The organism is Aliivibrio sp. 1S175 (assembly GCF_001690985.1).
GTDB lineage: Bacteria > Pseudomonadota > Gammaproteobacteria > Enterobacterales > Vibrionaceae > Aliivibrio.
Map to the genome: position 1 here is coordinate 167,684 of NZ_MAJS01000090.1, position 20,225 is coordinate 187,908.

The 20,225-nt window shown below is 40.4% G+C and carries 24 protein-coding genes; 8 read left to right on the forward strand and 16 right to left on the reverse strand.

Features of this window, described 5'->3' with window-relative positions:
- Positions 1 to 95: 95 nt before the first annotated feature.
- From A6E06_RS19225 to A6E06_RS19255, 7 genes are all read left to right on the forward strand, one after another.
- On the forward strand, positions 96 to 830 hold the full coding sequence (locus tag A6E06_RS19225) for a DUF1538 domain-containing protein (protein ID WP_065592706.1): 735 nt from the start codon (positions 96 to 98) through the stop codon (positions 828 to 830).
- Complete coding sequence (locus A6E06_RS19230) at positions 827 to 1,618, forward strand: DUF1538 domain-containing protein (RefSeq protein ID WP_065592705.1); 792 nt, start codon at positions 827 to 829, stop codon at positions 1,616 to 1,618. The genes A6E06_RS19225 and A6E06_RS19230 overlap by 4 nt, the downstream gene beginning before the upstream one ends.
- A 23-nt stretch (positions 1,619 to 1,641) precedes the next feature.
- The gene (locus tag A6E06_RS19235) at positions 1,642 to 1,992 is read left to right on the forward strand and encodes a P-II family nitrogen regulator (RefSeq protein ID WP_065592704.1); all 351 of its coding nucleotides are present in this window, start codon (positions 1,642 to 1,644) and stop codon (positions 1,990 to 1,992) included.
- On the forward strand, positions 1,989 to 2,387 hold the full coding sequence (locus A6E06_RS19240; RefSeq protein ID WP_045104272.1) for a CBS domain-containing protein: 399 nt from the start codon (positions 1,989 to 1,991) through the stop codon (positions 2,385 to 2,387). Before A6E06_RS19235 ends, A6E06_RS19240 begins: the two co-directional genes overlap by 4 nt.
- 233 nt (positions 2,388 to 2,620) lie before the next feature.
- Complete coding sequence (locus tag A6E06_RS19245) at positions 2,621 to 3,475, forward strand: ABC transporter ATP-binding protein (RefSeq protein ID WP_065592703.1); 855 nt, start codon at positions 2,621 to 2,623, stop codon at positions 3,473 to 3,475.
- The gene (locus A6E06_RS19250) at positions 3,475 to 4,407 is read left to right on the forward strand and encodes an ABC transporter ATP-binding protein (protein WP_065592702.1); all 933 of its coding nucleotides are present in this window, start codon (positions 3,475 to 3,477) and stop codon (positions 4,405 to 4,407) included. The genes A6E06_RS19245 and A6E06_RS19250 overlap by 1 nt, the downstream gene beginning before the upstream one ends.
- The gene (locus A6E06_RS19255) at positions 4,407 to 4,886 is read left to right on the forward strand and encodes a transcriptional regulator (RefSeq protein ID WP_065592701.1); all 480 of its coding nucleotides are present in this window, start codon (positions 4,407 to 4,409) and stop codon (positions 4,884 to 4,886) included. The genes A6E06_RS19250 and A6E06_RS19255 overlap by 1 nt, the downstream gene beginning before the upstream one ends.
- Positions 4,887 to 5,005: 119 nt before the next feature.
- Here A6E06_RS19255 and A6E06_RS19260 read toward each other — a convergent pair whose 3' ends face one another.
- From A6E06_RS19260 to A6E06_RS19335, 16 genes are all read right to left on the reverse strand, one after another.
- On the reverse strand, positions 5,006 to 5,890 hold the full coding sequence (locus tag A6E06_RS19260; protein ID WP_065592700.1) for a metal ABC transporter solute-binding protein, Zn/Mn family: 885 nt from the start codon (positions 5,888 to 5,890) through the stop codon (positions 5,006 to 5,008).
- Positions 5,891 to 5,942: 52 nt separating this feature from the next.
- On the reverse strand, positions 5,943 to 6,818 hold the full coding sequence (locus tag A6E06_RS19265) for a metal ABC transporter permease (protein ID WP_065592699.1): 876 nt from the start codon (positions 6,816 to 6,818) through the stop codon (positions 5,943 to 5,945).
- A complete protein-coding gene (locus A6E06_RS19270; RefSeq protein WP_065592698.1) occupies positions 6,818 to 7,582 on the reverse strand; it encodes a metal ABC transporter ATP-binding protein in 765 nt (254 codons plus the stop codon). Before A6E06_RS19270 ends, A6E06_RS19265 begins: the two co-directional genes overlap by 1 nt.
- A complete protein-coding gene (locus A6E06_RS19275) occupies positions 7,582 to 8,502 on the reverse strand; it encodes a metal ABC transporter solute-binding protein, Zn/Mn family (RefSeq protein WP_176713305.1) in 921 nt (306 codons plus the stop codon). The genes A6E06_RS19270 and A6E06_RS19275 overlap by 1 nt, the downstream gene beginning before the upstream one ends.
- A 25-nt stretch (positions 8,503 to 8,527) precedes the next feature.
- Entirely contained in the window at positions 8,528 to 9,091 is a 564-nt protein-coding gene (locus A6E06_RS19280; RefSeq protein ID WP_065592696.1) for a hypothetical protein, read from the reverse strand.
- Positions 9,088 to 9,405 carry a hypothetical protein gene (locus tag A6E06_RS19285; RefSeq protein WP_017021649.1) on the reverse strand — a complete coding sequence of 106 codons (318 nt, stop codon included), beginning with the start codon at positions 9,403 to 9,405 and terminating at the stop codon, positions 9,088 to 9,090. The genes A6E06_RS19280 and A6E06_RS19285 overlap by 4 nt, the downstream gene beginning before the upstream one ends.
- A 57-nt stretch (positions 9,406 to 9,462) precedes the next feature.
- Positions 9,463 to 10,293: a DUF4198 domain-containing protein gene (locus A6E06_RS19290; protein WP_141677020.1), complete on the reverse strand. Its 831-nt coding sequence runs from the start codon at positions 10,291 to 10,293 to the stop codon at positions 9,463 to 9,465.
- Between the two features lie 50 nt (positions 10,294 to 10,343).
- The gene (locus tag A6E06_RS19295) at positions 10,344 to 10,826 is read right to left on the reverse strand and encodes a DUF2271 domain-containing protein (RefSeq protein WP_255312114.1); all 483 of its coding nucleotides are present in this window, start codon (positions 10,824 to 10,826) and stop codon (positions 10,344 to 10,346) included.
- A gap of 75 nt (positions 10,827 to 10,901) precedes the next feature.
- Complete coding sequence (locus tag A6E06_RS19300; protein WP_065592834.1) at positions 10,902 to 11,546, reverse strand: PepSY-associated TM helix domain-containing protein; 645 nt, start codon at positions 11,544 to 11,546, stop codon at positions 10,902 to 10,904.
- A 159-nt stretch (positions 11,547 to 11,705) separates the two neighbouring features.
- The gene (locus A6E06_RS19305; RefSeq protein ID WP_065592693.1) at positions 11,706 to 12,956 is read right to left on the reverse strand and encodes a hypothetical protein; all 1,251 of its coding nucleotides are present in this window, start codon (positions 12,954 to 12,956) and stop codon (positions 11,706 to 11,708) included.
- Positions 12,953 to 13,573, reverse strand: coding sequence for an energy transducer TonB (locus A6E06_RS19310; protein WP_065592692.1), 621 nt, complete (start codon positions 13,571 to 13,573; stop codon positions 12,953 to 12,955). The genes A6E06_RS19305 and A6E06_RS19310 overlap by 4 nt, the downstream gene beginning before the upstream one ends.
- On the reverse strand, positions 13,573 to 13,977 hold the full coding sequence (locus tag A6E06_RS19315; protein ID WP_017021643.1) for a biopolymer transporter ExbD: 405 nt from the start codon (positions 13,975 to 13,977) through the stop codon (positions 13,573 to 13,575). The genes A6E06_RS19310 and A6E06_RS19315 overlap by 1 nt, the downstream gene beginning before the upstream one ends.
- Positions 13,974 to 14,483: a MotA/TolQ/ExbB proton channel family protein gene (locus A6E06_RS19320; RefSeq protein WP_065592691.1), complete on the reverse strand. Its 510-nt coding sequence runs from the start codon at positions 14,481 to 14,483 to the stop codon at positions 13,974 to 13,976. The genes A6E06_RS19315 and A6E06_RS19320 overlap by 4 nt, the downstream gene beginning before the upstream one ends.
- The gene (locus A6E06_RS19325; RefSeq protein WP_065592690.1) at positions 14,483 to 15,838 is read right to left on the reverse strand and encodes a MotA/TolQ/ExbB proton channel family protein; all 1,356 of its coding nucleotides are present in this window, start codon (positions 15,836 to 15,838) and stop codon (positions 14,483 to 14,485) included. The genes A6E06_RS19320 and A6E06_RS19325 overlap by 1 nt, the downstream gene beginning before the upstream one ends.
- Position 15,839: 1 nt before the next feature.
- Positions 15,840 to 16,607, reverse strand: coding sequence for a DUF3450 domain-containing protein (locus A6E06_RS19330; protein WP_065592689.1), 768 nt, complete (start codon positions 16,605 to 16,607; stop codon positions 15,840 to 15,842).
- 110 nt (positions 16,608 to 16,717) lie between these two features.
- A complete protein-coding gene (locus A6E06_RS19335; RefSeq protein WP_065592688.1) occupies positions 16,718 to 18,799 on the reverse strand; it encodes a TonB-dependent siderophore receptor in 2,082 nt (693 codons plus the stop codon).
- Between the two features lie 326 nt (positions 18,800 to 19,125).
- On the opposite strand from A6E06_RS19335, the gene A6E06_RS19340 reads away from it, so the two are divergent.
- Positions 19,126 to 20,217 (forward strand): NapC/NirT family cytochrome c, encoded by a 1,092-nt coding sequence (locus A6E06_RS19340; RefSeq protein WP_065592687.1) that lies wholly within the window; start codon positions 19,126 to 19,128, stop codon positions 20,215 to 20,217.
- Positions 20,218 to 20,225 lie beyond the last annotated feature (8 nt).

Below are 20,225 nucleotides of genomic sequence, written 5' to 3' on the forward strand. Positions count from 1 at the left end.
CTGAGAATAAACCAAAACTAACCTTTGCTCACACTCTTACATCCATTCGTACAGTATAAATAATGTACGTACAGTAAAATCGGAGAGGAGAGTAAGTGAACGCTATTAAAGCCATGTTAATCGCCATGCTTGGAAGTTTTCGCGATCTTCTGCCTATTATTCTTGTTATCGCTTTCTTTCAATTGGTCGTACTACAAGAGCCCCTGCCAAACCTTGGTTCTATTCTCTTTGGCTTGCTACTTGTGGTATTGGGTCTGACCTTTTTTATCTTTGGTTTAGAAATGGGGTTATTCCCTATTGGCGAGTCGATGGCACAAGCCTTTGCCAGAAAAGGTAGCGTGGCTTGGTTATTACTTTTCTCTTTTTGTTTGGGTTTTGGAACGACTATTGCAGAGCCTGCACTCACAGCGGTAGCGGCAGAAGCTGCTGAAGTCGCCGCCGAAGGAGGAATGATCCCACATACAGAAAATGATATGGATGATTATGCCAACGGACTACGTTTGACCGTCGCACTCTCTGTTGGTTTTGCCATTGTGATTGGGGTGTTACGTATTTTAAAAGGTTGGCCAATCCATATCATGATCATCAGTGGTTATATTACGGTGGTCGCTCTTACATGGTTCGCACCCGAAAACATTATTGGTATTGCTTATGATTCTGGAGGCGTGACGACATCTACCATTACCGTTCCCTTAGTTACCGCTCTTGGTGTCGGTCTTGCTTCTACCATTAAAGGGCGAAATCCTATGCTTGATGGTTTTGGTTTAATCGCCTTCGCCTCCCTCCTTCCGATGATTTTTGTCATGCTCTATGGGATGGTATTAGCATGAACAGTCTGACTCTATTTTTTGAAACCTTCTTATCAACCATTCGTGATGTATTACCGATTGTCGTTATTATTTTTGGTTTCCAATTTGCAGTATTAAAAAAACCAATAGCCAATTTACCTAAAGTCATTCTAGGGTTTTTCTACGTAATTTTAGGATTGTCCCTCTTTTTAATGGGATTAGAACTCGCGTTGTTTCCACTCGGTGAATCGATGGCTGCGCAATTAACCGCGCCTGATTTTATCTATGAAGGAAAAGACTTATTAATCCAAACCTTTGATTGGGTTGACTACTATTGGGTCTATATTTTTGCGGCGACTATTGGTTTTAGTACCACTATTGCTGAGCCATCACTCATTGCTGTGGCGATAAAAGCCAATGCAGTTTCTGGCGGGAGCATCAGTATTAATGGATTACGAATAGCCGTTGCTTTAGGTGTTGCCTTTGGTATCTCACTAGGAAGTTATCGTATAGTTGTGGGCGACCCCATTCATTATTACATCATGGTGGGCTATGTCATTGTGGTTGTTCAAACCTTCTATGCCCCTAAAATGATCATTCCACTGGCTTACGATTCTGGTGGTGTAACAACCTCAACGGTCACCGTACCTTTGGTAACCGCACTAGGGTTGGGGCTTGCTTCAACTATTCCCGGTCGAAACCCAATGATTGATGGCTTTGGATTAATTGCCTTTGCCAGCTTGTTCCCCATTATTTCTGTTATGGCTTATGCTCAGATCAGTGCTTATAGAGCCAAAACAAAATCTAGATCTCAAGAAAATACGAATTAATCGATTAATTTAGGAGAAAGCTGATGCGCTTTAAATTGTTACTCGCTTTTGTAGAAGAAGCCAAAACCGATGCGGTTCTCGATGCTGCGCGTAATGCAGGAGCAACAGGAGCAACCGTGATTAATCATGCTCGTGGAGAAGGCTTAAATAAGAAAACAACCTTTTTCGGGCTTACTCTTGAGGTTCAAAAAGATGTTTTATTGTTTGTCGTTGAAGAACACCTTGCTCGGTCTATTTTAGAAAAAATTAACGAGGTAGGAGAATTTGATACTGAATCAGGCCAAGGAATTGCCATTCAAATAGATATTGAAGATGCAGTAGGAGTGGCACATCAAGTTGAGACATTAACCAAGGTCGTAGAGGAAAAACTATGAATACGATTAAAGTAGAAAACGTTATGTCGAATACCTACGTCATGGTTGATGGCTTAATGACGGTAGCCGAAGGAATTCAATTAGCTAAGCAGAAACAAGTAAAAGCACTGATTGTAAAAAAACGCCATGATGATGATGAATACGGCATTGTCCTAATGAATGATATTGCTAAAAAAGTACTCGCACAAAACCGTCCAACAGAGAGAACGAATATTTATGAGATCATGACAAAGCCTGCGCTTTCTGTCTCTCCTGATATGAACGTAAAGTACTGTGCACGATTATTCGAACGCTTTGGGATAAGCAGAGCACCTGTCATTAAAAATGGTCAGATAGTTGGAATGGTCAGTTATAACAACATTGTTTTGAATGGGATGGCTGGCGTAAGTCCCTAGTACACAATTACTTTGGTGGTTTGACGATTTAATATCTATAAAGCCACCACACCCAATACCCTATTCTCCCTACATATACATAACACCATCGACAACTCCAATTGTAACGAACAACAAATTGCACTAATACTTCGAGTCACTTCACTAATTAACCTTAGCCCCCTTTCTTACCTAAAGAGTGCATGTTAATACTAATGATAATTATTATCTTTTAGGTTTTAACGAGTGACTACATGAGTAATATAAACATCACTAACGGCTCTCACCCTGATCCGTTAATTCAAATAAAAGAACTCTGTGTTGATTACATCACTGATAATGGTGATTTCAATGCCGTGAAATCCGTCAGCTTTGATGTCGGTAAAGGAGAAATATTTGGTCTTGCGGGAGAATCTGGTTGTGGGAAAAGTACCATTGCCTTTGCTATTAACCGTCTTCATAAGCCACCGGCATTTATTTCTGGAGGGAGTATTTTATTCCAAGATAAAGACTTACTCCGATTATCTGATGGACAATTAAATGCAATCCGATGGAGTGAGATAGCAATGGTTTTTCAAAGTGCCATGAACTCACTGAATCCTGTTCTTCCTATTCAGGAACAATTTGCTGATGTATTACGCCACCACAAGGGCATGACAAACGAACAAGCGAAAGACAGAGCAGAGAAACTATTGGATTTAGTTAATATCCCTCGTGAACGCTTAGCCGATTATCCCCACCAATTTAGTGGAGGGATGAGGCAACGTCTAGTCATTGCCATTGCACTTTCTCTAAGCCCAAAACTGATCATAATGGACGAACCAACAACCGCTCTCGATGTGGTTGTCCAACGAGAAATCTTGCAACAAATCTATCAATTAAAGCAAGAATTTGGCTTCTCAGTCTTATTTATTACCCATGATTTGGCGCTAATGAGTCAGCTTTGTGATCGCATTGCGATTATGCGATACGGTGAAATTGTTGAAGTTGGTACATCATCAGACATTAGAAATAACCCACAACACCCTTACACTCAGAAATTATGGGCTTCATTCCCAAATATTCATGAAGAAAGACGTCAATCCCCAACATTAGAAGGAGTTTTATAATGGATAAGCCTCTTATTCAAGTTAAGAACATTGTTAAAGAATTTACTGTTGGTGGCGGCTTCTCAAAGGAAGATACCTTTAAAGCATTACAAGGGATCAGTTTTGATCTCTATGCAGGTCGCACCTTAGCCCTGGTTGGAGAATCTGGTTGTGGCAAAAGTACCTGTGCTCGCTTAATTACTAAGGTTTACCCTGCGACGAACGGGGAAATTCTGTTTGATGGAAAAAATATCAATGAGATAACATCATCAAAAGAGATCTTGAAGTATCGCAGCCAAGTACAAATGATATTTCAAGACCCATTTGGTTCACTAAACCCAACGCATACCATTGCACATCATTTAACTCGACCACTTAAAATTCATAAACAAATAACGAATGATAAAGACATACCTGCACGCCTACTTGAATTATTAGATTTGGTTGAATTGGATCACGACACTTTAGCGAAATTTCCTCATGAACTCAGCGGTGGTCAGCGTCAAAGAGTCAATCTTGCCCGCGCTTTAGCGGTTGGTTCTAAGATCATTCTAGCTGACGAGCCTACCTCGATGCTTGATGTATCGATTCGATTAGGCGTTCTTAACCTAATGCAGAACATGAAAAAAGAGCTCGGTATTGGCTTTTTGTATATCACACATGATCTCGCCACTGCTCATTATATCGCCGAAGAAACCGCAGTGATGTACAAAGGCCAAATTGTAGAATGGGGAGACACTCGCTCAATTTTACGTAACCCTCAGCACCCTTACACCAAGCTATTAATCTCAGCAGTGCCTGATCCTGATTTACCGTTTGGCAATTTAATCGAAAGTGAACCAAACTATTCTATAGACGCTGATGAAATTAGAAAACGCAGCAGTATTGTAATAGAAGGGTGTAAACAGGTCGGCGATAATCATTTTGTTAAACATTGGGATGAGGCAGCATAATGACATTAGATACTTGGTTAGTTTCAATTTCTAATTGGTATGAAGCAAAGCAATATGACCAAATAGAAACGCTTGAAACACTCTTATATTCTGCACCTAATTCGGTGTGGGGACCAACATTGACAGATGATCAAAGTAAAGCAATAGCCTGTTGGTTAGATGGCTGTTTAAGAGTGTTTGAGCACACTAAGTATCATAATACGAAAAAAGCATACCAAACATTACAATACGCCAGTGCAAAGTTAGAAGTGGCCGCCTTTAACTCTGCAACGGATATTGATATTAAAGATTGGTGCTTAAAACGATTACAACATCTGACCGTACTCAGTTTGGAGTTTTGTAATCAACAACAAGATCAATCCACATGGAATAAAAAAGCCCATTCACTCATTGAAATACACGTTAAATTAATGGCAAGCCTTTCTTGGAATGAATCGTTAAATAGCAGTAACACTCCAAGTTTAATGTCCCCCCATTAAATGTATTACCTTATAAAATGACCATAATAAAACCATAAAAAAAGCAGTAGGTGCTAGATCGTAACAATAAGCCCCTACTGCTTTTATTTTTAGAGTAAACTCGCCCAATCTAGATAAGGCTATAACGCTAATTGCCATCTCTGTAATGGCGCTTTAGTGTTTATTCCTGCTCTGCCCCAACGATCAACCGCATCAACAACCAATACACGATCCATTGGCAGCAACGCTTGCATCTGCTTGTTTGGTTTTTGAGTTGTGATAATCCAAACTGACTCATCTTCTTCAATTAAGTCTTTCAACTGTGCTTTATCATCTTCAGTCCATTCAAGAGCAGGTTTTGTTAAACGATCAACCACAAATAATTGATTGCCAGAAGCAAAGTCTTCTAACTGCTCAGACAACAAAATAACCGAGTCGATATCATTCTCTAAAATCACTTTTTGCTGCTGGTTGATTAATTGACGTACCGACAACATAAACTGCTCTTGGTTTTTTTGGATCTGCTCTGATTTATCAGGCCAGATACGTTGAAAATCATCACTAACAATCGCTACCATTCTGATTAAGTTTGTTGGGTTTAACCATGCGTATTTTGAGGTCGTTCCATCAGATAAACGTAATGCTGCCACACCTTGTGCTCGAGGAGTAATTGCTTGAGAGGCGTCAACCTCAATAATCTGAATATTGCTGTATCTTGCGTTCACATACAGAGGATCATCAGCCCATACCGCCCCAATCGTCACAACCACTTGGGCTGTTTTTGCCAAGTCTTGAACGGTTTTAGCCCCTTTATTGGCAAACCAATTGGGTAAACGCTCAATCCCATAACGATTTGGTGGTAAATATTTTGTCGTTAATGAGGTCTCTTTTAATAGCTCGCTTGATAGCATATACGTCACAGGGGTTGCCGTTAATACATCTGCTGCCATTACTACTTTCATGCTAAATAGTGAGGCTACACATATACTAGCAATCGCTATACATTTCATTGAATTCTGTTTCATTTCTTATCCTACCTATACCCATATTCTTCGATTATTATTGAGGTCTACTCTGTTAATTCTTACGAATAATTCGGTAGGTGGTCGCAAGTAAAAAGAAGAAAGCTGAAACAATAATAATCGCAGCCCCAGAAGGCACTGGCATTTCTAATTCCATCGGTAATACGGTGCCAATCAAGCACGATATTGTCGCTAATAGCGCAGATATCAAGACAAAACTGCCCATATTTTTAGTTAACAATCGAGCCGTCGCACCAGGTATGAGCAATAACGCACCCACTAGCACAGCCCCAACAATTTTTACCGATGCAATCGTCACAAGGGTAATCATCATCACAAACAGGTAGTCATAAAAATTGGTTTTGTAACCACGAACTCTGGCAATATCAGGGCTAATACAAGTTAATAAAATACGATTAAACGTCGGAATTAATACCACCACAATCAATAAGCAACTGCCTGCTAGAATCGCAATGTCTTGGTCCGTCACCGTTAAGATAGAACCAAACAATACGTTCTCTAGCATGTGAATATTAATTTTACGTGCTACGTACATCAGTAATGCAGCACCCACAGCCAATGCCAAGGCAAGGAACACCCCAACTAACGTATCGTAAGGCACATTAGTTCGGTTTCTTACAAAATGCAGTAACAAAGCAAAGATCATACAGAAACTAAATAAGCCGATGATTGGGTTCTCTGCGGGCTCACCCAATAACACACCTAACGCGATACCCGTTAAGGCAGCGTGTCCAACTGCTTCAGAGAAAAAGGCCAAACGCTTTGCAATCACTAACGTCCCTAAGCCACCTAACAATGGCCCTAAGAGGATGGCGGCAACAATAGCATTAACCATAAAGGCATACGAAAAACTGTCACTTAAGAAACCTTGCTCGACGCCATATAACGCCCACTGACGAAACAGTTCCATTACGCAGCCTCTCCATTGTTGGTTTTTGATGCATCGTACTGAGTACTTGCACCCGTATAATGATTGAATAATCGCTCAATTTTCTCAGGTTTTAATACTTCTGAATAACAACCAGAATCAACCAAATTACGATTGATAACATGAACATGTGCTTTAAGACGGCGAACAGCGGTCACATCGTGGTGAACGGCTAATACGGTTTTCCCTTGCGCGATAAATTCATGCATTAAGGATTCAAGATAACGAACCCCGTGCTCATCCATTCCTGTTGTTGGTTCATCAAGAACGAGTAGATCAGGGTTATCCAATAGCGCTTGAGCGAATAACACGCGCTGTTGCTCCCCACCTGAAAGCTGCCCCATGCGACGATCGGCACGGTTAGACATCCCAACACGCTCTAACTGCGCCATTGCAAATGCTTCTTGGCTGCTTTTCTTACGCCATAACGCACTTAAAAACAGAGGCACTCGCGTTTGATTCAATAAAATGAAATCTTTCACTGTTAGCGGCAGGCTAGATTCAAAGACGGCTTTTTGTGGTACATAACCAATCACGCCTTTCTGCTCTGGCCACTCAATATTAATTTCCCCCTGAAACGCGGTTAATCCTAAAATTGAACGCAATAACGAGGTTTTACCTCCGCCATTAGGCCCCATAACCACATGGCATTGACCGGCTTCAAAGCGTTGATTAACGCCCTCTAAAATCGTATTTTCACCATAAGTGAGCCCAACATTGGTTAACGAAATTGCTGGTCCTGACATTATTTAGCATCCTTATCAGCGGCAAATTTCATGGCTTCGATTAAGGTGTCTAAATTTGATTTCATTTCAATTTCAACTTTATTGTCTTCATAAGGGCCATGCGTCATGTGTGAGAAACGATACAGCTGAACACCAGTCGCCTCTTCAATCGTATCGACAAAACGGTTTGGCATGTTCAATTCATAAAATAAAACATCAATGTCGGATTCACGGATCTTTTCAATCGTCCCTTGCAGTTGACTCGCACTTGGTTCTACACCGTGAGCGGGTTCAATGACAGCAGCCACATCCACACCAAACTCTTGAAGAATATAACCATACGCATTGTGCGTTGTTGCTACCTTCATTCCTGCAGTGTCTAATTCACCCAGAGAGAGCATGGCATCACGCTTCATTAATCGGAATTTTTTCGCGTATTTACGCGCATTTTTACGGTAGAACGAGGCATTTTCAGGATCAATTCGAGATAGCTCATTGGCAATGGTATAAACCTTTTGAATTGTTGTAGATAGACCAACAAACGTATGTGGATTCACCGCCCCTTTACCTACCGATTGCCCCATTGCTGGCAACAACGGAACGTCTTTATTGGCTTCTAATACCATTAATTCGCTGTTGTTTGCTGCCGAAATTACTTTTAACGCAAAGTCATCATGACCAATGCCATTAACAACAATCACATCCATTTTATTTAAACGTTTTAAATCGTTTGGTTGGGGTAAATAATTGTGGGGATTAAACCCTGCATCAACCAAAGGAAGAATTTCTGCTTTATCACCTACCACTGCTTTCACATAGCTGTAGTAAGGTTGTAAGGTAATGCCAATCACCAAAGGTTTTGTTGCCGACATCGCCGACGCAGAAAACAAAGAGAGTAAGCTAAGCAGAACAAAAGAACGTACGTATAAAATAGATTTCATCATTATTATTTATCTTTTATTGGTATCAATTTAAATGAGTGTCATGAGCAGGAAAGACTACTTGCATCCAGTGCTGTTGAATGAGTTCGCTTTCATTCCAAGAGATTGGAGCAGGAGAGATGGTCGTCGACATCAATTCAGAATTTAGCCAAAGCTCAATATCATCGCCTTTCACATTAAAAATGAATGACGCAGCGCCTTCTTTTTTCACTTTTAAACCCAGATAAACTCCAGAACCTAAATGCTGCCATTGGTGCATTCCGCGGCGCTCCCAACTTTGGTCTTGCACAAAAGGTGGTAACCACTCATCCGCTAAGTAAGCAATCTCTGGCCATGAATTATCTTCTGTCGATTCCGCCTGAATATCGTAAATTTCTTCATAGGCTAAACGTAATTCAGCGATCATAGCTAAATCATCTTGCGTTAAATCAGTAATTAATACTTGGTGTGATTCAAGCTTTACGCCCTCATCGTTCGATTGATGATATGGCAATGCGACCACCGCAATAAGCAAAATGCACCCAATAATGAGTGCTATCCATTTTCCTTCTGCGCTTCCATTATCTGGAGTGACTGATTGAATGATCATTTCTCTGAGATCTCGACAACATCGACTTCCACTGGGCTTTCGTGTCCTGAATCAAACACCAAATAAAAATCTGTTTCAGGATTTGTAAATTCCGCAATTGAGCGTTTATCAGTGGTGACTTTTGCAATCAGATTATCATCGTAATCATACATATTTACGTCGTAATCAACGGCTTTACTGCCATCACTGTAGCCTGTTTCACACAATACTAAATCCGATTCAAACCAACAGCTCATTAACGGAAAATGAGCAAAACTCGCAGAAGAAAAAAGAAGAGAAGAAACAAAAAGGGTTTTCAGGTTTACTTTAGTCATGGATAAATCTCGATAAAAAAGCACCACAATCCTTTATGGAAAGTGGTGCTAACTACATTATTGAAGTAGAGCTTCAAACGTTAAGTGAACATTTACGCTTGCTTGTTCTGCAAGTGGGTGGTCTTTCAATTCACCTTTATAATTTGATTTCATCAGGTAACGACCCGCAGTTTCAGGAGTAAAAGTAATTTTTCCGTCTTTATCACTCACTACGTCAATTTGTTCTTGATGATTACGATATAGCGTCCCTTCACGAGTAATATCAGCCGTTACACCCGCTTGAGGTTTACCATTAAAGAAGAACTGAAAAGTCACAGGTTCACCTTCTAGAATATCCGACGGATGAGTTAATGGCTTAAGCTCTAACAAGGTATTATCAAGCTTCATCGCTTCTGTTGTTGGCTTACCTACTGTTACGTAACTCTCAGCACGAGTGAAACTCACTTGGCTTACCACATCTCGTGCTTTTTCTGGAAGTACTAACGCACGATCTGCCTTGGTTGCTTTAATCCATTTCACCGTATCACGACGACCCGCTTTATATTGGGTGTAGTAAGTAGGTTCATTATTGATACGAACTTTATGTGTGCCTTCTTCTTCAAAATAGAAATCAAACATTGAACGGCGTTTGCCTTTAACAACAAAGTTTGGGCGCTCAGTACGGCCATCAGGCATCACTACTTGTGCCTGATCACTACCCGCCGGCTTATCAAATACAAACGTACCGTGTGACGCGGTAACATCAAACGTAAGCCAATCACCACCTTCTTTAGATACGGTAAAATGAGAAGGTAAAACCCAACGAGGGTGTGCGTTAGCCGTCGTTGCGGCCAATAAACCTGCAGCCATCACACCGGTTAATACTGCCGCTTTGAACTTACTGTTCATTAATGTTGTTTTCATAATGTGTTTAATTCCCTGATAAATAGACATCTAAATTATTTTTTATAATGAATGGTGATTTCGCCAGTCTCTTCTGTTGGCTTTAATCGGTAAGTCATATCACTATTCGCTAACGTCATTTTTTGACGTAAATAGTTACGGCCACCATGCTCGCGAACCACTTCGATATGTAACGTATAATCCCCTTGTGGTAGCGCCTGACCTGAGTCATCTTTGCCATCCCAACTGAATTTGTATTTACCAGCTGGTCGTGTTGCAGAAGTAACAGCATCAACTAATTCACGATCGTAACGACCGACTTTACGCCACCAACTTCTTAAATCTTTTAGCCACTCATCTTTACCTACCCACAGCTCAATCGTTTTTACTGACTTACGTTCGCTGTTTTCAATCCATACCGCTACATAAGGGCGTGCATACATCGTGGTCGTAATCGTTGGAAGCTCAAAAGCAACATCGACTTTTGCACTCTCAGAAATAGCCGCTGAATTAACAAAAAGAGGCGTTGTTAATACCATTGCAGCAATTGAATGACGTAAATAGGTAGAGAGTGAAGCCATTGTGATGTCCTTATGGATACAAGATTAAAAGGGTTAAGGTACGGCAATAAAATACAATGCAAGCGTGATTGATGAGCCAAATGCCATCCACTTCATTGATGTCATCAGTGTTCTTTTTTTCGGTAAAATTAAGCACACACCTGTTAATACAAAAAAGATCATTAATAGCGCGGTAATATCAATGAATGCTTTCCAAACTTCACCGCTGTTTCGTCCTTTATGTAAATCATTTAATAACGCAACAACGCCATAGTTTGAGCTTTCGATATCTGCCATGCCTGTCGTTAAATCGATATAAACAGACGCGTTATAACCGGGGCCTTTGTAATTTAATGACAATTCACCCTCGACTAGTTCACCGTCTTCAACGTCGGTAAAAACATCAACATTAGAAGGCGTTCCAGAGAGATCGGTGTGTTGATTTAAGTAATCAAGCAAAGCAGCGGTATTTGGTTTATTCCAAAGGATGTGTTGTTTTTCATCTTGAGAAAAAAGCACACTGTTAGGAACAGAAAGAGTGGTGTTTTTGATGTCTGGAGAACTACTAACAAACCAATCAGGACGATTTAGCGTGATCCCGGTGATCGAGAAAAATAAGACAACGAGTAGAAGCGCCATTGATACATAGACATGTAAGCGACGCGCCCACAATTGTACTTGTTTATTTTTCAGCAACATGAATAAGACAGGATCATTTAAGAATAATGGATGGTAATGTAATTGATAATGATTTGCGTTGACATTCAATTTACATTGTTTACGTTTGGGGATTCTTTACTGTCTATTTTACGAGCAATAGAAAAGCCCTCATCATTCGATAAGGGCATTAAATGGAGTTTACGCTGAAGTATTGGCTGTCTTTCTCAATTGAGACAAATACTTTATCCACCCTTTCGCTTCATTTGAGGGCGTAAAATCATTGGCTCTTTTCGCATAAAGTAAGGCTGAATCTATTTGGTTTAACTTGTAATAGGCTCTCACTTTAGCTAATGCAATATCATCTGTCTTTTTGTAATCCTTAACCTTATCTAAAGTCTTCAAGCCTTGTTGATGATGACCCTCTTGGATCTGTAATTGGGCCACTTGCCAATAATAACGTGAATCTAGCGTTGCAGCCTTTGACCAAGTGACAGTGGCTTTATCCCACTCTTTTGCTGCTTGCCAATAACTTGCTTGCATAGTCAGTAAATCAATATCACTTTGCGCTTCATCTAACTGACTTAATACTTCTGCGGCTTTCTCTGGGATACCGCGCTGAGCATAAAGTTGAGCCAACAATTTCAACTCTGATTGACTCAATTCAATTCCTTGTCGCTCTGCAAGAATAAGAGTATCTAACGCATTTTTAGATTGATTCAAACGAAGCTGAATACTCGTTAACTGCTGCCACCATGTCGCTTTATTTGGTTCAAGTACAATTAAACTGTTCAAGGTAGGGATCGCCGATTTCCATTGTTTTAACTGTAGTTGCGCCCCTAACTTCAGCACTAGCGATTGGCTTCTTTCACTTTGTTTCTTATATATCGCAACACGTTCATGCTTATTTAATGCAGAAAGTACCTTTTTCCATTGCGCCAACTGGTAATGGGTTTGAGAAATACGGAACCATAAATCGCCTATTTTTTGTTTTTCAGGCACTGAGTTCGCTAATTGATAATAATGCGGTAACGCATCACTAAAGCGCTGCTCTGTTAATAATAAATCGGCAAGCATACGTTGCGTTATCCATGCTTGCTCATCGGCTAATTGCTGGCTATTTACTGCTTTAGTGAGATATTTAACTGCCGACTTACTACTCCCTGCCTGCCAATGAAACACACCCAACATACGTTGAATATAGGCTTTATCATAATCCTGAGAAGGGGTTAATTCGGCCAAAACAGTAATTGCCTCGGTCATTTTTTCTTGCTGTTGTAATTGTAATGCTCGCTGTACTTTTGCTGCGTTATATTGACTCAATTGCTGTGCTTGAGAAACGCAACTAAATAGAAATGCTAAGCAAAGTAAGAACACAGAACTCAACTTTAAAATAAAGCCGCGTAAAGATCTCAACGAATCTGAAGTATGAGGTAAAGGTAATTTCATCATTTTGCTAACGTAAACTCCAATTTCACCGTTTGTCCAACTTGAGCAATGGCTTTCCCACCGACTACTTTTGGTTGATATTTCCATTTTTTCAACGCTTTAACTGCTTCTCTTTCAAACATTCGACGCGGTTTAGCATCCGTTACTTTTACATTAGTTGGGCGACCTTGTTCATCAATGGTAAATGACATAACAACAAAGCCCTCTGCACCTCTTTTCATCGCTTTTGATGGATAACGAGGCTCAACACGATACAACGGCATCGCTTGTTGGTTACCTGTAAAATCAGCGAAACTCGGTGCATTTATCGCTAACCCCGAAATACCAGAATCCAAGCTCATTGGTGGCATTGAACTTTGTGGCGTCGCCATTGAAGTTTGAGTTTGAGACGCCATTGGTTTTGCCTCTGGTGGCGGCTCTGGTGTCTCTGGTTTTTCAGGCACTCGACGTTGACGGCGCTGAATATCTTGTTCTTGCTCAACCATCACCATGTCAAAGCGGATCGTCTCACTGCTTTCTGGTTTCCCGTTATGACCGTTGTCTACCATCCACGCCATAAACGTGAATAGCCCTACCGTCATAGAAAGCGCAATAGGCACTGCCAACAATAATCGCCACATTAGTTTTTCTCCGCAGCCAATGCGATGCCTTTAACTCCCGCACCTTTAGCCGCATCCATGACTTTTACAACCGTCCCGTTATACGCATGCTCATCTGCTTGAATCACTAACGATGCATCAGGTTGTTCTAATAACAAATGCTCTAATGTCGCTTGAACTCGCTCAGCATCCACCATACGTTTATCAATGAAAATATCGTTTGAAGCGGTAATAGCGACAAAGATACCCGCGTCTTTTTGACTCGATACATTACTGGCTTGAGGACGATTTACTTCAACCCCTGATTCACGCACAAATGAGCTTGTTACGATAAAAAAGATCAGCATGATAAATACGATATCGAGCATTGATGTTAAATCTATTTGTGCTTCTTCTTGGTTTGAAGAACGACGGCCAAGTCTCATGACTGACTCCTTAATGCTTTTTCTAAATGATGTTCTTTACGGCGGCATACTTTGGCTAAACGAGCATGAACAAACATACCCGCTAGCGCAGCAACCATTCCTGCCATGGTTGGTAATGTGGCTAATGAGATACCAGAAGCCATCAGTTTTGGCTGGCTACTGCCTTGATTTGCCATTACATCAAACACTGAGATCATGCCTGTTACCGTGCCTAGCAAACCGAGCATTGGGCAAATGGCGACAAGAACTTTGATGAAATTCATGTATTGATTAAGCTGAAGATGTGCTTCGCTTACCCAGCCATCACGGATCGTTTTTGCGTACCACGAATCATGGTCGTCTCGCTGTTGCCATTTTTCTAACCATACTTTTCGTTGTGCAGGAAAAGTAAATAATAAGAAAAACACACGCTCAACCACCAATAGCCAACACACGGCAACAACTGCACCCAACCACCATAAAATGGGGCCGCCTTGTGCCATAAAGTGAGAGAGAAAAGCCGTCATTACGCTGTCATTCCCATTGGTTTATTTATTGTTTCTTTTTCTGCTTGTTCAGCCACTAAACTCAAGCCCTGTTTTTCCAGGATGGTACGAATACTCTCTGCTTGTGAGCTTAAGATATTGTGAGTTAATAACAGAGGCATCGCTGCAACTAAGCCTAATACCGTAGTCACAAGAGCCATTGAAATACCGCCCGCCATTACTTTTGGATCGCCATTACCAAATTGCGTGATCACTTGGAATGTTTCAATCATGCCAGTAACAGTACCTAAAAGACCTAACATAGGTGCTAATGCAGCGAGAAGCTTAAGCATTGAAAGACCTTTTTCTAAGCCTTGTTGCTCATCGACAATGGTTTCTAGTAAACGAAGTTCTAACGCTTCTACCGAACGAGTTTTTTCTGCATCATAAACAGATAAAACACGACCAAGAGGATTATTACCGATGTGTTCAGGATCTTTTAATTGAGTACGGATCTGCTGACGAATAACCAACAATCTTGCACCATTAAATAACGAAATAAGCAGGCCAATTGCCAATAGAGCGATAATGATTTGTCCAACCACACCACCCGCTTGAAGGCGATCTTTTAGCGTTGGCGAATTTGCAAGTTGTTCTAGCATGATGCCACGCGATGGATCCACTGCCATCATGATCACTTGTTGCTGCGCCATATCAGATAATGTTGCTACTGATGGCGCAAGCTCTGGCTGTTGTGCATAATACGTCGCAACTTGTTTTTTGTTATCCCAACGTAAAAAGCCTTCGTCGCCAACCAATGCCATATTTCCTAAACGGTAAGCATTCACTTCTGCGCGATGACCTGCACCGTCAATAACAGTTACAGGAACTAAAGTCAGTTGTGAACTTACCTGTGCTTGTTGTGCCATTGTTTGCCATAAACCGGTCAACTGGCCCATCGAAGGCAAAGATTTAGCGGCAACGATATCATTAATTACTTGGCTATTTTTCTTATCATCAAGGCCTGTCACTGAGTTCTTTAACTCTACATCGACATCTTTTGCTGTTTGCCTTACAACACCAAACAGCTCTCCCAGACTGCCAGTTTCTAGATGCAATTTTTGCTCTAAAGAGGCTAACGTTTTTTCATTGTTACTGAACGTTGAGCTTAATTTATCACTCTCTTTTTGTAGCTGTTTTCGTTCTGCTATTAACGCATTTCTTTGTGCTTTTAAACTTTGTTCTGTTTGTTTAAAACCAGACTCACGCTGTGCATTATGTTGTTTTTGAATTTGGCTTGCTTGCTTGGTGTCTTGAACTAATTCAGAGCTTGCTGCCGATGTGTTAGCTGAAAAACTTAATACTGAAATAGCTAAAATAAGTGGTTTAATCGTCATGTTATTTCACCTCTTTCAGTGATAAAGAAACGGGTAGAGTCAATAAGCTCGGAGCCACTTGCTTATAAGCGACAGAGTACGCTTTAGCTAAGTCGTTATTAAATGATGAATCCAATAATGTCCACTGATTACTGTAGGTATTCCAGCTCCAGTATTGTGAAGAATCCAAACGACGAGCAAGCAATGAAACACGACCTAAATGCAACATATCAGCATCGATTAATTCATCATTATCAACCGTGATTTGAGTTTGATATGTACCTAGCTTCGATCCGTAATCCATCTCAATTTGATACGCTTCGAGAATACGACGGTATTTTTCTGCATCGCTCACATCGGCTCTTGTCATCATGTGTTCAAGTTTTTCAATACGTTGTTGGCGTTCTGCTATCTTGATTGGTTTATCTTGCTCAACTAACACAGTAAGGCCCGATAACATTTTATACATCAATGGCACGACGCCTTGTCTTGTCTCTTTAATTGTTTCTATTTGATTATTTAGGTTACCCATTTCTTGTTGTTGACTATTCACCAAACCAGTGAGGTGATCACGATAAACCGCAAGATTCTTTACTTCTTCTTGCAGTTGTTCGATCTCTGCTTTGTATGCCAATGTTGCTTCTGAGCTTTTATCAATTTTTGTTTGGCTCACAGCAGAGGCTGTATTCGATTTATTTTCGATAGATCGTGCTTGATCAAGCGTCGTTGCTTGAGCGGTTGTGATCACGGTAGCTAACGCTATTCCAATACTGGTTTTTAAAATATTCATATTATCTATTTCTTAACTGTTATTTTTTAAGGTCTATCTCTTAAAAAATTTGCCTTCAAATAAACGCAGTAAAGGGAGACCGAAGCCTCCCTTATATTTAATGCGCTAAATTAGTATTTAACTTGTAGTGTCGCCATGTAGTTTCGGCCTTCACCAACCACTACACCACTTGCACTACCACCTGCTAGATAATCGGTATCCAATAGGTTTTCCACATTGAACCGAGCAACAAAATCTAAGCTTTCATCATATTTAATAGTATGTGAAATACCCATATCTACTCGTGTGTAAGCATCTTTTTTGAATTCATTCTTAGAGTCACCGTAACGCTCGCCTACGTGATAAACACCAAGATTAATACCTGTACCGTTATTGAAATCGTACTGAGACCAAATGCTTGCACTAAATTCAGGTACATCCGCAGGCGTTTTACCTTCTAATGCTGGGTCATTTTCATATTTAGCATCAAGTAAAGTTGTTGATGCGCTTAATGAGAACGCTTCTGTCAGGTAACCTGTTGCAGCTAACTCAATACCAGTATGAACTTGCTCACCGACCTGTGAAGTACGTGTATTTGAACCACCGTTAATATCTTCAGACACTTGCATGTTTGACTGTACAATTTGGAATAAAGCACCAGACACATACAAGCTGTTATCTAATAGTTCCCACTTAGATCCTAGCTCGTATAAATTACCTTTCATTGGGTCTTGCTTTTGACCATCATTAACATCATCAGCATCATTAATGGTTGCTACTGGTTCAAAACTTTCAGAATATACGGCATAAATAGAACCATTTTCAGCAGGATGATAAATAACACCAAGCTTAGGAAGAATGTTAGTGTAATCTTCTTTTTTTCCTTTACTGTCTTCTGTTTTATCTACAGCAAAACGTGCGCCAGCAAGTAACTGCCAAGAGTCATTAAATGTCACTAAATCTTGAAGGTAAATACCGTAATGTTGGCTCTTAGAATGAGAGCCAACAGTATCATCACTTGAGTTCAAATCACCAGGGCGATTAAAGCCATCACTGCATGTATCAGTACCTGTATCACATGATGTTGAACTGTCATATTGACGTTTGTAATCATAATGCAGGCCGTTACCACCTACTAATAAACGGTGATTAACACCCAGGGCATCTACATCCCCCGTGAAATCAACATAAGCAGTATCGAATGTCCATTCATCATGACGATCAGATGATTTGTAACCACTACCATCTTTATGTATGTCCGATTCTGTACGTTGACGCTCATAAAACTGACGGCTAATACCGGTTTTAACAGACCATGAGTCAGTTAAGTTTGCAGTTAAACCAACACCATAGTTGGCAACATCATTATCTGTTTTTGCCCAGTTTTGGTCTTTAACGGTATTTGGGTCAATCACTTCACCTGTCGTTGTATCTACTTTTGAGCCGTTATCTAAATCACCTAGCTCGTCAGTTCTGTCATAATGAGCAGATAACATGATGTCTTCATTGATATCATAATCAACAAACAAACCACCAACAGTACGTTCCGTTTCTACATCAGTACCGTCAAAACGTGTACGCCAAGAATCTTGATTTTCTTGAGATAAAATCACGCGAGCACGTAATGTTTTATCTTCATTCAATGCCCCACTAACATCGGCTATTGAACGAGTGTAATTATTTGAACCAATATCTTGACTAATAGTTACTTGAGTCTCATACGTTGGTTTTTTAGAGATCATATTTACTAAGCCACCAGGAGTCGACTTACCGTAAAGTAAACCTGCAGGGCCTTTCAATACTTCTACACGCTCTAATAATTCAATTGGTTGACGATAATGAGACCAATGCTGAGAGCCATCACGTAAGAAACTTGAACTGCTGCTTAATTCAAAACCGCGTAAGTAAAAACGTTCACGGTTCGTTGATTTCGAGCCTTCAGAAATACTTGAATCATTCTTCAGTACTTCACCTAGTGTACTCGCACGTTGCTCATCAATGATTTGCTCATCAATGACAGTTACTTGCCCTGGAGTTTCTAATTGCGTTGCTTCCATACGCATTGATGTTGAGTTTGTATCGGCTTTATAACCGTAATCACGGCCTGTAACGACCATGTGCTCATCAGTAGTTGATGCATCTGTTTCAGCGTAAGCAAGAGGGGTAGACAAAACTGCGCCAATAACAAGAGCCAACTGACTTTTAGAAAACATATTCCATTATCTCCAAAGATTTATAAAAGGGGGGTGATAAAATCTGAGATGGAATATAAATGATAATTGTTATTATTTGCATTAAATTTACATTCTTTGCATTCGTAAAGTTTTGTAAATGAAAATAAATAAGGTGCAACAAATAAAGAAGAAATTAACATCAAAAAAACGCCATAAAATGAAGCCTTATTAATAGAAAGCTCAATTTACAGAACAAGGTTAAACTTATTGACATAAATACCACTTAATTTATAGAAAAATAGTACAAAAGTGGTAGAATTCGCGATTGACCATACAAAGAATATGGCTATATCAAGGATAATATTATGAAAAAACGTTACATTGCTTTAATCATCGCTGTTGGTATTGCCATTGGTTGGATAACCTTGGGCGGTACACAAGCAGTACTTCACGCAACATCAACCACTGAGTTTTGTGTTTCATGCCACACGATGGAAAAACCATTACATGAATACCAAGGTTCTGTTCACTTCAGTAACCAGAAAGGCATTCGTGCAGAATGTGCTGATTGCCACATCCCTGAAGAACCAATTGATTACCTAATTACCAAAATCCGTGCGTCTAAAGACATCTATCACGAGTTTGTTACTGGCAAAATTGACACTGATGAAAAGTATGAAGAACACCGTTTAGCGATGGCTGAAACTGTCTGGGCTCAAATGCGTGAAAATGACTCTGCTACTTGTCGTTCTTGTCACAGCTTTGATGCAATGGAAACTTACGACCAATCTGCTAGTGCACAAAAAATGCACGCATACGGAAGAGAAAATAACCAAACCTGTATTGATTGTCATAAAGGCGTTGCTCACTTTGCACCACAAGCCACATTAGATACGTCTGCGTTTGACCACCTTTTTGATATGGCTAAAAACACCAAAGCTGATGCTGAAAAAGTTTACCCAATTGAAAGCATTAAAATGGCTGACCTTGCGACCATTAACCCTACCGTTGAACTAACGACTGTTAGTAGCGATGAAGGTAAACGTACAGTGACTGTTTCTGGTTACCAAATGAAAGGCGCAGAATCGGTTATCTACATGGGTGAAGGCCAACGTTCAATCATTGCGACTCTTACTGATACTGGCATCAAAGCGCTGACATTAGGTGAAGCAAACACAGATGCTTATGGCAATGAATGGCGTAGTGCTGAGTTAACTGGTGATATTGAAGCTCCAGTTCTTGCATCAAACCAACCGCTATGGGATTACGCTGAGCAACTTGATAATGTTTACTGTTCTACTTGCCACGCTAAAATTGCTGCAAGTCACTTTACTGTAAACTCTTGGGGGCCAGTGGCTAAAGGTATGGGTGCACGTACTGATATCTCTGAGCTAAACCTTGAGATCCTGACTAAATTCTTCCAAAACCACGCGAAAGACGTGGCTAATCACAAATAAGAGAGAGT